Below are 14,262 nucleotides of genomic sequence, written 5' to 3' on the forward strand. Positions count from 1 at the left end.
TATTAAGATCTGAAAAACGAATTATCGTCGAGTTGTTAATAGTCCACAAATCAGTGTAGCGGTCTCGTTGCTGTTCAGCGGCGCATTGAGCGCAGGGAAGGGCCGTCAACCTGCAATCCGACTACCTTTTCAAAAATAGGAGACCTGCGATGTCGAGCCTCAGTCCCATATTCCGAGCCCGGTTCTCTGCCTTGCTGACTGTCCTTTGCGGAGCCCTTTGTCATCCCGCCGCAGGCGCCGGGCAGCCGGCGAGTAGCATCTACCTGTTGCAGGAGAAGGCGACCGGTGAGGCTCAGTACCCGGTGGTGGAGATCGGAAGGATTGCGGGCGCCAGGCGGATTGCCGTACCGGAGAACGGGGGGCACGTTCTGGTCCTGACCGGGGAGGGGAAGGTGTGGGGCTGGGGCGACAACAGTTACGGGCAGCTTGGCACGGGGGATCAAAAGCCGGTGGTTGGTTGGCGTGAAGTGGGAGGATTGAACTCCGTCACAGCCATAGCCGCGGGGGCACAGCATTCCCTGGCTTTGAGGCAGGACGGGACGGTGTGGGCCTGGGGGACAAACCTTGACGGACAGTTGGGCGATGGAACGCTGCTGCCCCAGTGGAGGCCGCAGCAGGTGCCAGGGCTGACCGATGTCGTGTCCATCACCGCAGGCGCAGCGTTGAGCGCGGCACTGAAGAAAGATGGGCGCGTTGTGGTGTTCGGCGGAAATTGGGACGGACTAGCGGGTGGCAGCGCCCAACGAATTCTCATGAGCCCGGTGGTTGTGGATGGGCTGAAGTTGGACGGTGCGATTGAAGTCAGCGGAGGCAGGATTGTCGCCCGCCATCCGATGGAAGTGCGCACCCAGGTGAACTGGAGGGGCGTAACGAACGACGCTCGCAGGGTGCAATGGGCAGCCGGTTTGCTGGTGGTGGAAGAGGCAGGACTATCCTCCCAGAAAGTGGAGCTTGCGGCGCCAGTGCTGAGCCTTGCCGCCGGCTGGGCTCTCGGCTGGATCGAAGGAGTGAGCGAGACAGCGGGCAGCAGTGAAGAGGATGCGGCTGAGGTGCCTGTTGCAACGGCGCGCGGAAACTCGGCCCGGATGGGGCAGGGCCCAGCGGCGCTCACGTCCACGGGTGTCCCAAACCAGGCTGCAGGAATGGGATCGATTTCCGTTAGTTACACCCATGCACTAAAGGTGAATACCGATGGCACCGTCTGGGCCTGGGGCTCCAATCAAAGGGGCCAGCTCGGCAACGGAACGTTGGTTGATAGTTCGACGCCAGTGCAGGTGAACGGCCTCACGAATGTAATCGCGGTCGCAGCCGGCGGTAGCCACTCGTTGGCACTGAAGTCGGATGGAACGGTGTGGGCCTGGGGCAGCAACAGTAGCGGGTGGCTTGGCGATGGGACGACGCAACAGCGCACCCTGCCTGTCCAGGTGAGCGGGTTGGCCGGTGCGGTGGCCATCGTGGCAGGCAATACGCACAGCCTTGCTATGAGGCAGGACGGAACGGTGTGGGCCTGGGGCTTCAATGGTAGCGGCCAGCTTGGCGATGGCACCACCACCAACCGGTCTGTGCCGACTCAGGTCAATGGGCTGCTGGGCATGCTAGGCATTGGGGCGGGGCAGGACCATTCGCTCGCGATCATGAGTGACGGCACGGTGTGGGCCTGGGGCGGCAACTCCTTCGGTCAATTGGGCAACGGCACGACAGTGAACCAGACTTCGCCGGTGCAGGCAAGAGGGCTGGCGTCCGCACTTTCAGTGTCGGGGGGGCCCTTCCATAGCGTGGCTCGGATGGCGGATGGGACCGTTCGAGCCTGGGGGCTGAATTTGTACGGACAGTTGGGTGATGGGACCACCACGAATCGCTTGCTTCCGGTGGTGGTTAGCGGGCTTGGGGGCGTCAAGGGGATAGCCGGCGCCAGTCTCGGGACCCTGGCTTTGAAGAACGACGGTACCGTCTGGGCCTGGGGCATGGGCATCTTCGGCATGTTGGGCAGTGGAGCAACCACTCCGACAACCACGCCCGTCCAGGTGAATGGGGTTGCCGGAGCGGTGGCTATGGCGGCGGGTGGTGATGCCGCGTTGGCTCTTTTAGCGGATGGGACGATGCTTGCCTGGGGCTACGATTCCGAAGGCCAGCTAGGTCTTGGCTCCATCGTCGCCAGGCTTGTCCCTGGCCAGATTTCCGGCCTGAGCGGCATCACCAAAGTTGCCGCGGCACAGTTCCACAGCATCGCGCGAAAGAACGACGGTACGGTTTGGACTTGGGGTGACAACCTCAAAGGTGAATTGGGCGATGGCACGACCGTGCGACGGTCCTTACCGGCGCAGGTGGCGGGATTGAGCGGAGTTTCCGCGATTGGCGCCGGCTCCATGCACACCTTGGCGGTGCAGGCCAACGGTTCGGTTTGGGTATGGGGCTCGAATACGTTTGGACAACTGGGCGATGGGACCAATACTCAACGGGATACGCCGATCCAGGTGCCCGGGCTCACCGGGGTGACGGCGGTCGCGGCCGGAACCTCCCATACCCTCGCACTCAAGACCGATGGCACCGTTTGGGCTTGGGGGAGCAATAGCAGCGGCGAGTTGGGGGATGGGACTACCACGATGCGGCTTTCTCCTGTCCAGGCAACGGGCCTCGCGGGCGTATCGGCTCTCGCTGCGGGCCTGTACCACAGCCTGGTGCTCAAGGCCGACGGGACTGTGTGGGCATGGGGACGGAACTCAAATGGCCAGCTGGGGGACGGTACGACCGTCAATCGCACGGTTCCGGCTCAAGTCGGCGGCCTGACTGGAATCACCGCCATCTCGGCCGGTGACAACCACAGCCTGGCATTGAAGTCCGATGGAACGGTCTGGGCATGGGGTAACAACTCCAACGGACAGATGGGAGAGGGGACCAACGGGCAGAGCAGCACACCCATCCAGCTGAGCGGGATTCAAGGGGTGGTGCTTGTGCATGGCGGCGTGATCAGGAGCTTCGCCGTGAAGTCGGGCGGCGCCCTTTGGGCTTGGGGTGGGAACGCTTACGGCGTCCTCGGGGACGGCTCCAGAACGAGCCATCCTACTCCAATACAGATTTCAGGCATGACGAATGTGGTCTCTCTGGCTTCGGGTCCCGATTACTCGCTGGCGTCAAAGAGCGATGGCACGGTCTGGGCATGGGGGCGTGATGGATATGGACAGTTGGGTGACGGCCAGCCGTTGATCCATCTGACGCCCGTACCTTTGGCGGCGCCTGCGCCGGTGGATCTCTCGATCAATGCCGCAGCGGGTGCCGGATTCAGTGTCGGCAATGCGGCGGGGTATGTAATCACCCTTACGAATCAGGGTGGAGTGGCCACTGCCAGCGTGATTACAGTGTCTGACACGCTCCCATCCGGCCTCAGCTTTTCCGGATCATCCAGCACCGGGTGGACCTGCTCATCGGTTGGGCAGCAGGTGAATTGCACCACTTCCACCCCAATCTATCCCTCTGGCAGCAATGAACTGATTCTGATGGTGAAGGTAGGCGCGGCGGCCTATCCGAGTGTTTCGAACACGGTGACGGTGAACCTGAGCGGGGATGGCAATGCGGCGAATAATTCGTCCACCGCGACAGCCAGTGTGAGCCAGGCGCCCGGGTTGGCCCAGACCGCAATTGCGGCCGGATATGGGCATAGCCTTCGCCTCGCATCCAATGGTGCTGTGTGGTCATCTGGCTCGAATTCGTCGGGGCAACTGGGAGACGGCACCTTGACCTCCCGCAATGCGCCGCAGCCGATCAGTGGGCTGGCTGGCGTCACCATGGTGGCGGCCGGGTCAAATCACAGCCTCGCGCTGAAGCTCGACGGCTCCGTCTGGAGTTGGGGCGCGAACACCCGCGGCCAGTTGGGCGACGGGTCGACGAACAGCTCGCCGGTTCCCATCCCCGTAACAGGCCTCACGAACGTCGTCGCGATCGCCGCCAGTCGGGATACCAGCCTGGCTCTGAAGTCGGATGGAACGGTGTGGGCCTGGGGCTATAACAACTTTGGCCAGCTCGGGGATGGCACCAAGACGAACCGCAGCGCACCGGTGCAGGTAACAGGGATCACGGGCATGGTGGCCATCGCCCTCGGGTACGGACACGGCCTTGCGCTGCGCACGGATGGCACGGTCTGGTCCTGGGGGTTGAACAGCGGCGGCCAACTGGGCGACGGTACAGTCGTTACCCGCACTACGGCGGCGCAGGTGAGCGGTCTCACGGCCGTCAAGTTCATCGCCGCGGGCGGCTACGTTGGCTTTGCGATCCGCACGGATGGAACGGTGTGGGGCTGGGGCGACAATAGCTTCGGTCAACTCGGCGACGGCACAACCCTGGCGCGGAATCTGCCGGTCCCCTTGCCGCTGCTCGCAGGTGCGGCTGGGATCTCGGGCGGACTGTACAGCAGCTATGCCGTCATGGGCGACGGCAGCGTGCGCGCCTGGGGTGACAATTCCGCCGGTCAGTTGGGTGATGGAACCACCACTCAACGCATATCTCCTGTCACGATCCCGGGTCTTGCCGGGATAGCTGGTATGGCCGGCGGAGGCACGTTTACATACAGCTTCTGCATGGCGCTCAAGGCGGATGGCTCCGTCCAGAGTTGGGGGTCGAACGCGTATGGCCAGTTTGGCAACGGCGGCCCTCGCAACCGCCCGAGCGCTGTCGCTTTACCGGGTCTGACCACTGTGTCCGCTGTTTCCGCGCGGGAGTTGCATTCCCTGGCGTTAGCGCAGGGTGGAACGGTCAAGGCGTGGGGCGTCAATGGCGCAGGTCAACTGGGAGACGGGACGACAACAACGCGAATCAGCCCGGTCGCCGTCAGCGGACTCACCAGTGTGAAGCAGGTTTGGGCCGGGTTTGGCCACAGCCTGGCTGTCAGGAATGACGGCACGCTCTGGACGTGGGGTTCGAATGACGCCGGGCAACTGGGCGACGGCACCACGGTTTGGCATCCGGCGCCGGCCAAAGTGAGTAGTCTGACCGGGGTGCTGATGGCGGCAGGCAGCGAGTACCACAGTGCGGCTGTTCTATCGAACGGAACGGTCTGGACCTGGGGCGACAATTCGCAAGGGCAGTTGGGCGATGGAACCACGACGTCCCGCCAGGTGCCGGGACAGGTGCCCGGGTTGACCGGGGTGATCAGCCTGGCCACCTGCGACTATTCCAACCTGGCTTTGAAGAACGACGGAACGGTGTGGGCCTGGGGCGACAATTCGCAGGGCCAACTCGGTGATGGGACCACAACACAGCGCCTCACTCCAGTCCAGGTGCCCGGCTTGACGGGCGTCGCGTCGATCGCCACCGGTTGGAGGCACAGTCTCGCCGTCAAGACCGACGGCACGGTGTGGGTCTGGGGCAGTTCACCTTACGGCCTGGGCGACGGAACGGCCGGCCAGTACAATTCGCCCGTGCAGTTACCCACCATTTCGGGGGCAGTCGCGGCATCGGGCGGCGGGTCGCACAGCCTGGTGTTGCTCGGCGACGGCTCCGTCTGGTCGTGGGGCCGCAACGATGCCGGCCAGTTGGGCGATGGCACGAGAATCGACAGGATGTGGCCGGTGCGGGTGGGCGCGCTGCCTGGCGCGGCCTCGATCGCAGCGGGCGGCGAGTTCAGCGTCGCAGTTTTAACGGATGGAACAGTGCGTGCCTGGGGGTCTGAGATGTTCGGGCAGGTGGGAGATGGCGTGGCTGCCGGTTCCCTGACGCCTGTTGCCTCGCTGCCGGCTGGATATCCGGATCTCAGCTTGCGGATGACCGACGGCGGAGGGGTTCCCTTGGGTGGACAGGTTGTTTACACCCTGACTGTCACGAACGTGGGCCAGGCGTCGAGCACAGGAGTAATCACCGTCATCGATACGCTACCGCCGGGGCTCGCCTATATGAACGCTCTCGGTTCCGGTTGGTCCTGTTCCTATTCCACACAGGTTGTGACCTGCACGAATCCCAACTCGCTGGCGCCCGGTGCGTCGAGTGTGATCACCGTGAAGTCCAAAGTGCAGGCGGGCTCCTTGCCGGGGTACAGCAACATCGCGGTGCTCAGCAATGCCAGCGATGCGATAGCGGACAACAATGTGGCGGGCGATCCAATGACCGTGAATGTCACTGCGGCTGTGAAGTCCACACCTTCTTCCGGCACGGGTGATCAGCAGGTCTTCCAGGCGTTGTATAGCGGGGTGCTGGGATACCAGCAACTGCGGTGGGTGCAGTTTCTCATCGCCGCGGCCCCGGACGGCGGCGGGCAGGCCTTCTGCTTCCTCCACTACGACGTGCAGGGTCATGGCTTCTGGCTGTATTCGGACACTCTGGGCTTCTTCGTGGGGCCAGTGATGCCAGGTGTTGCCTCAAGTACGCTGCAGGGCTCGCACTGTGCCTTGAACACGGCTGGGTCGAGCGTCTCGGGCTCCGGCACCAGTTTCACCCTGAATTTGGCAGTGGTCTTCAAAGCGGCCGCCGCCCGTAACCTCTACATGCGGGCGCTGGATACCAGCAACTTCGACACCGGCTGGGTGCAGCGCGGCACGTGGACGCAAGCCGCTGCGCCGCTGCCCGCGCTGGTGGTGTCACCGGTGAGTGGAAACGGCTCGAATCCGGCCTTCGTCCTGACGTATCCTGACCCGCCTGGCTTTACAGGTTCGCCACTGGGTTGGGAAGAATTCCTGGTCGCGGCCGCGACGGACGGCGGCGGTCAGCCGTTCTGCTTTGTGCACTATGACCGGGCCGGCAACGGGCTCTGGATGTACTCGTCCGATGTCGGATTCTTCCTGGGTCCGGTGGCTCCGGGCATTGCGTCGAACGCCCTGGACAGTTCAGCCTGCACCGTAAATACGGCGGGGACCACAGTTCAGAACCAGGGCGGCAGCTTGGTGATGAACGTGCCAATCAACCTCAAGCCCACAATGGGTGGCCCGAAGAATACTTACCTGCGGAGCCGGGACGCCCTGAACCGGGACACGGGCTGGCAGCAGAAAGGAACCTGGACGATTCCGTAGCCCGCTTCAGCAGATCAGTGAAAGAACACCTGCACGGAACGGCATGCCTTCCCCGGAAGGCATGCGCCTCGTGTTTGGCCATCCCGTGCTGTCCAGGACGGCTGATTTCAAGGCGAATTTTATCTCCTGGGGCTTCTCCGCATGGGCTCGGACACTGGCGTTCCAGCGTCAAGCTCAGGTCGGTGCAAATGAGATAGGCCGGTTTCTACAGTTCAGATCGGCACCCTACTTGAGACGGTAGGCGATGGGCCGAATGCTGAGCAGTCGCAAGAGCCGTCCACCATCGGCCGCCTGTCAGCCGAGGGAGTCGATGCTCTTGACTTCGAAGTCGCAGGGATTGCCGGCAGCACCGGCTGCCTGCGTCACTGCCTGCGACACTGCCTGCAACAGCGCTTGACTCCGCCTGCCGGATACCCTATATTCCCCTCCGAAGGACCGCATCTCTATAACAGATAAAAAGACCTGTTTATAGTTGATGCAGCACAAGGGACGCGCCAGCCAAGGGGCGACGCACTCTGTAGGTGAAGTTCGGTGTACAACCCTGGAGCTCACCATGAAACCGCTGGTTAGGTTCTCGGCCTTTCTTACGGCAACCCTGGCAATATCGGTTCTGGTACACGCTCAGAGCACCAGCGTGACCGTGGATGCCAAGGCGAATATCTACGCTGCAGGGCGTGGTGCCGCGTTCAACGGATTGGTTCCGCCGGCGCTCCGCTTCGCGGCCGGTCCCGGCCAGGTCGTGAGCTTTCCTGGCGTGGCGGGACAGATCGCCTGCAATGGAATCGCCTACGAACCGTTGCATGGCCCCGATGGCACATTGAACGGATGCGGGAGCAAGGGCACCGTTATCTCTTCGTGGGCGGGGATATCGGGTACTGCTCACAAAACGCGCGCGATGTTTCTCGTCGGTGTGTTTCTCGATGAGCGCGAACCCGCTGATCCCGCCCCCGACCGCATCGACCTCTCGGCCACCGAGAATCTTGCGGGATATTCGCCCGTCCTCGGCCAAGTCTTCTTCATCGGCGACGGCCGGTCAGCCGGCGGCGCGCTCCAGCAGATCACAGTCCCTTCCACCGCAACCCGGCTCTATCTCGGCTTCGCTGACGCCGTGTCCTTCAGTGGCGCGCCCTCTTCCTATCAGGACAACAACGGCTCCCTGAATGTCACCGTCACCGGACTTACCCCGTTCGTCCCAGGCCCCGTCGCTACCGGCGCCACCATGACCGTGAACGGGAAATCCAGCATCTTCTGGTCCGGCCTCGACGTCAACTGGCCCACCGAGATGCCCCCCGGTTGGAAGTTTACCGCCGCACCCGGTAGGGTCATGACTGTTCACGCCTCCGGGTCCGTCACCTGCAAAGACGGCATCTCCGCGCCACCTGAAGGGACAGCCGCCTGCGGTCCCAAAACCGATCTCGAACCCTGGGGCGCCGTCTCCGGGATCAAACATCCCTCCCGTTCCATGTTCCTCGTCGGCGTCTTTCTGAACGACCTCAAGCCTCGCGGTTGGCCCCCCACCGCGCTGAACTTCACCAACGACGCCTTCACCACCCTCGAGCCCCTCATCGGACAGACCTTCTACATCGGCACCGGCGACGGCAAACGCTTTATCGTTCCCCACGACGCCACCCGCGTCTTCCTCGGCTACGCTCGCAGCGACCAGATGATCGGCAACCCCGGGTGGTACTACCAGGGCGGCGGATCCCTGTCCGCATCCATCCAACTCACCGCGGGCGCCGCTACCGGTGTGTCCCCCCTCCAGGTCGATGCGAAATCCAACCTCTACGCCGCGGGCCGGCAGTCCGCCTTCGACGGGTATCTTCCTCCCGTGGTGCGCCTCACGCCCGGTCCCGGCAAGGTTCTCACCGTGCCGCAGGTCTCCGGCAAAGTGCGCTGCTGCGGCGGCGGCTACACCACCGCCGATGGTGCGCCCTACCACACCAATCTCAACTCCTATTTCGGCCTCTCCGGGATTCAGGCCCAGTGGCGCGCTTATTTCCTCGCCGGTGTCTTCCTGGACGACAATACGCCCGACGCCGCGCCGCCCGAAAAGCTCGTCTTCAAGGAACCGTTCGACTTTCCCTCGTTGGAACCCGGCATCGGACAGGTCTTCCTGATCGGCGACGGCCTCACATCCAGTGGCACACCCCATAGGTTCTCCATCCCGGCGACGGCCACACGGCTCTATCTGGGCTTCGCCATGGGACGCTTGTTTGCCGGTGATCCCGGTTACTACTGGGAAGCCAGCGACTCCTACACCGCCACGCTCAACATCTCCGGCGGCTCGCCGCCGCCTCCCTCCTGCAGCTACTCCATCTCCCCCACCGCACTGTCCATCCCGGCCGCCGGCGCCACCGGCAGCGTCACCGTCACGGCAGCTTCCGGTTGCTCCTGGACCGCTGCCAGCGCCGTGCCCTGGATCACCGTCACCTCCGGCGCCGCCGGGTCGGGGCCAGGCGCCGTCGCCTACTCCGTCGCCGCGAACACCGGCCCCGCGCGCACCGGAACCCTCACCGTCGGCGGTCAAACCCTCACCATCACGCAGGCCGCTGCGGCCACCACCTGCACCTACTCCATCAACCCCTCCGCCCAGACTGTTCCTGCCGCTGGTGCCACATTGACAGTCCAGGTCACCGCCGGTACAGGCTGCGCCTGGTCCGCCGCCAGCGCCGCGCCTTGGCTCACCGTCACCTCTGGATCCTCCGGCGTCGGCAACGGCACAGTCGCCCTCGCCGCCGCGGCCAACACCGGCGCCGCCCGCACCGGCACCGCAACCATCGCCGGCCGGACTCTCACGGTCACCCAGGCCGCTGCCCCCACCCCCGCAGCCATCGAAATCACAGACATCTTCAATGATGCCGATCGTACGTCCGCCTTCGCCCCGGGCTCTGTCGTGTTCATCACGGGTGGGGACTTCGCCCCTGCGCAAAACATGCTGGAGTACGGTGTACCGTGGCCTAATACGCTGGATGGCATCTCGGTAGAGGTCACCGGCGGCGGTCGCACACTGCCTGCGGCCATCGGGGGAGTGGCCAAAGACTGGATCCTCGCCCAGCTTCCCTTCGAAATCTCGTCGACAGCCGGTCTCCGCGTCGTAACTAAGACCGGTGTCAGCCCGGTCCGCACAATCTCGATAACCGCAAGGAATCCGCGGCTCTACAGCGCCGACGCCAGCGGGCTGGGGCCGGTCTGGGCCTACCATGCCGACAATCGGGAAGTCACGGTCGACCTGCCAGCCGAGCCCGGTGAAGAGATCCTACTCATCGGCGCAGGCTTCGGCGCCGTCACGCCCCCTGTAGTCGCCGGCCAACTCGGCGTGGATCCGACGAGCGGACTCGAGCCCAACCGCGTCAGCGACTCCGTCGTGGTGGAGCTGCAAGGCATCGCTGTGCCGCCCCGCCTCGCCGCACTCGACTACCTGCTCGTCGGGGCCTACATCGTTTACTTCACAGTTCCAGACCAAGTCAATACCCGCTCGCCGTCTCTCCTCGTTCGCGTGGGGGGCCAGCCTTCCCAGGCAGGCATCACGCTGCCGGCAAAGCCGCGCCCTGGCACTTGCTCTTATTCGCTTGCCCCCGCATCTGTCCAGTTCTCCGCCTCTGGCGGATCGGGCACTGTCAGCGTCACAACGTCCACCGCCTGCGCCTGGACGGCTGCCAGCGAGGCTTCCTGGGTCAGAATCACAGCCGGCGCATCGGGCACTGGCTCGGGGACCATCACCTATTCGGTGGATGCCAACCCGGCCGCTGCGACACGCAGCGCGTCGATCACCGTTGCGGGGCAGATCCACACAGTCACGCAGGCAGGCGGCGCCGTTTCGTGCGAAGTTACATTGCTGCCATCAGCGGTCGACCTGGCCGCCGGCGCCGGCACGGGCAGCGTCCTGGTGGCGGCCGAGCCGGATTGCGCGTGGACCGCTGTCAGTGCGGCGGACTGGGTCAAGCTCTCCGACACGTCATCGGGCACGGGCAATGGCACTGTGCAGTACACACTGGACACCAACGCAGGGGCTGCTCGCTCCGCTGAGTTGACCGTCGGCGGGCAGACGCACACGGTGCGGCAGGCCGGGCCTGTGCCGGCTACGCCCCCTTCGATTGCGGCGAACGGGGTCGTGAACGCCGCGGACGCTGGGGCCGCGATTGCTCCGGGCACGCTGGTCATCATCGTCGGCGCCAATCTTTCCGAAGTGACGGAGATGGCTCCCGGTACTTCGTTGCCGGATCAGATCGCAGGCGTCAGCGTGGAACTGCGCGCCGGTGATGTGCGTTGGCTCGCACCGCTCCTGCTGGTCGCGCCTGGAGAGATTCGGGCTCAGTTGCCGTTCGGCCTGCCGGAAGAGGTTCAGGTCGCTGTGAAGAACGCGCGCGGCACCAGCACGGAAGCCTCTGTCCAGCTTGCGGAGTTTGCGCCACGAGTGTTCACGTCCTCCAGCGATGGCAAAGGCGATGCCAGGGCCAACCACGCCGACGGCCGTCCGGTCAGTGAGCTGCTGCCGGCGCGGGAGAACGAGGTGGTGTCTGTCTACGTGTCAGGACTGGGACCAGTGACGCCAGCGGGAACCGCCGGCCAGGCAGGCGGCGATGGCGGCGCCTACGGACCGCTCAACGCCGCAACCGGGAAGGTACTGGTGCTGCTGGATGGCACCCCGGCCGAAGTGCTCTTTGCCGGCCTGGCGCCGGGCGAAGTTGCCATGTACCGCATCGACTTCCGGGTGCCGGCCACCGCCCCGTCAGATCTGGTAACACTGGTGGTGAAAGCCGCGGAGGCAGAGTCGCAGCCGGGCGTACTGCTCAGCCTGGGACCGGAATTGCGGCCACTCGCATCGGCGCAGGTGGGCCCCGATGGCGGGACGGTGACAGGCGAGGGGTTCAGCCTGACGATTCCTCCGGGCGCATTCTCGCGGACTGCGGATCTGGTGGTGACCGGCCGGCCGGCCGGGCCTGTTGCCTTCTCCATCGCGGGACTGCCCGCAAACACCCAGGGCAACCTCACCGTGTCCTTCGAGAAGCCCGCGAGCGCCGAAGGTCTCAACGGATATGTGGTGATCCGCGACCCCGAGGGTGGAGAAACTCTGCTGAAGCCCGCTCTCGAGGGCAATCGCCTCACGCTGGTGCTGCCCATGCAGGCGCCGGCTGCACAGTCTGCCGGCGGGCAAGGCACAAATCAGCGCGGCCGATCGGCCCAAGCAACAGACGAAGACCAGATCCTGCTGATCCTCTACATCGAAGGCATAACCGTACTCAGCGACAGTGGGATCGTGGAGTTGTTCGCCACGCCCGAAGAGGCACGCCAGTCAATCAACTCCGGTACATCGGACTTGAAGAGGTGGGCCAACCTGTTCGAAGTGGCCTACGCCGGACTGTTGGCTAAGGGCGTGAAACCGCTGCCGGGCCGGTTCTACCCAATCCCGGTGCGCCTGAGCCAGCGGCCAGGGCCCCTCAGCGGAGAGTTCCACGGTGAGATTCTGCTGTCGAGGTACAACGACGGACAGGTCATTCACTACTACTCAACGCCCGATGTCTTCATCGATGAGTCCAGGAACTGGGCCTATCGTCAGGGAATGGCGGCCCACCTGATGGCTCACTACATCCTGTACGGGTACTTCAAACCGTCCGAGGGCCGCACCCTGAATAGCCGCGATCCGTGGTTGTGGTTCGATGAAGCGATCGCCACTTGGTTTGAACGCGAGATGGGCGGGGATCGGGGAGGAGCAGCCAAATGGCCCACGGGGCTCTTCTCGTTGGTGTTTGAAGCGATGGCCGCCGGTGCATCGCCCACAAGACTTCCTGATTGGTTGGAGCTGCTCCGCAACACCGCATTCCCAGGTCCCTCCGGGCTCGCCTGGCCAGGACCACGTCAGGTGCCGTCGGAAAAGTGGTCGGCCTACGCGCGTTACTACGGGCAGATGGCCAGCATGTTTGTAGATCATCTCGATGCAAATCTGACGGAAAGCCATCCGGAGTGGCTCGGAGAGTTGATCGAGGCAAGGCGCAACAACGTTGGCGAGGTTGGGCTGGAACCAGTGAGGTTCCTGCGTGATGTTCTCTTTCCTCAGTCCGGCCTGGATCTCAATGTGTTCTGGCGGGATTTCTGTCAGTACTTCTCCATCGGAGCGATGTACGCCGACAACGGTCCCGACACCGACAACATGTTCAAGGCGCTCTACAGGCTGTTCGCGGGTGTGCCGGGCCGCTCTGCCTGGGGCGACGGAATAGTCAATGGCGTCCGCACCGACGACATCGAGATAGCCGACTACGGCGTGGCGCTCTATGCCCTGCCGGAAAACAAAGATCAGACCGAATTCGGACGCGCTGCCATCGGCGTCCGGTCGAACACCGCGGCGCTGGCGCACATCGGGACCTGCGGGACTTCGTCCTACTGCTATTTCCAGGAACTGCCTCTCTCGGATTTCCTGGAGGTTCACCCCAGTCAGAAGGAGGAAATCCGGCCAAAGACCTGGTACACCGCAATGGTGATCCAGTCGGCCTCGGCGGCCCCGGACACTCTGCGGGAGAAGGCCAAAGTCCGCGTCGAATGGAGCCCTACTCTGAGCGAAGCCCGTATGGCGAAAGCGGGGCGCCTTTACTGTTCGCTGAAGGCAACGTTTGATTGCACAACGGCGGCCTGCGCGGAAGGCATCGGCCTGCAGTTCTGGCTTCCTGAGGGTTCCACGATGAACTGTCCCGGCGGCATCTGCCAGTTTTTCGTCGCTCCAGCGGCCGGCACGAGCAGTGTGGGCTACGCGCAGTTCCTGCCCGGCATGATTGGCGAGATCAAGTTTGTGGACACTCAGGCTTTTCTCGGAGGCCGGATCGTCGCCGGCTTCACGGCCAAAAAGCTGCCCATCGCCAAACTCTCCGCCTCGGCCTCGGAGGGAGATTGGGAGGAGGCGAGGTTCACGGTCACCGGACCGGATATTCAAAACTACATCTCCGGGCTCCATTTCCAGTACACGCAGAATACCGTCGAAGGTCCGCGTGTCTCCAAATTGAAGTCCGTGACGTTCAACGCCAATTCCCAACTCACCTGCGGCCTGGACCTGATCCCAAAACGGTTGGACTGAGTGGACGGGTGACGAGCACGCTGGTGACATGGGAGCGGGGCCCGCATGCCCCTCCCACACGATTGGTTCATCTTGTCTGAGCAACTGGGGTGAGACCGGGCCGGAGTGGCTGGGATGCTGCGCGGTTCCTCCCAGGCGGCGGGCCTCAGCATGTTGAGTTGTGATGGAGGTTCGAGACACCATATGGTGCCGAGAGGGCGTCCGCGC

The 14,262-nt window shown here is 63.9% G+C and carries 2 protein-coding genes; both read left to right on the top strand.

Annotation, left to right across the window (positions count from 1 at the left end):
• The first annotated feature begins 149 nt into the window (after window positions 1-149).
• Window positions 150-6,992, top strand: coding sequence for a hypothetical protein (locus ACR9Y2_RS27295; RefSeq protein ID WP_435045037.1), 6,843 nt, complete (start codon window positions 150-152; stop codon window positions 6,990-6,992).
• Between the two features lie 553 nt (window positions 6,993-7,545).
• A complete protein-coding gene (locus tag ACR9Y2_RS27300; protein ID WP_435045038.1) occupies window positions 7,546-14,055 on the top strand; it encodes a BACON domain-containing protein in 6,510 nt (2,169 codons plus the stop codon).
• Window positions 14,056-14,262: the final 207 nt, after the last annotated feature.

Source organism: Paludibaculum fermentans, assembly GCF_051172195.1.
GTDB classification, from domain to species: Bacteria; Acidobacteriota; Terriglobia; order Bryobacterales; family Bryobacteraceae; genus Paludibaculum; species Paludibaculum fermentans_A.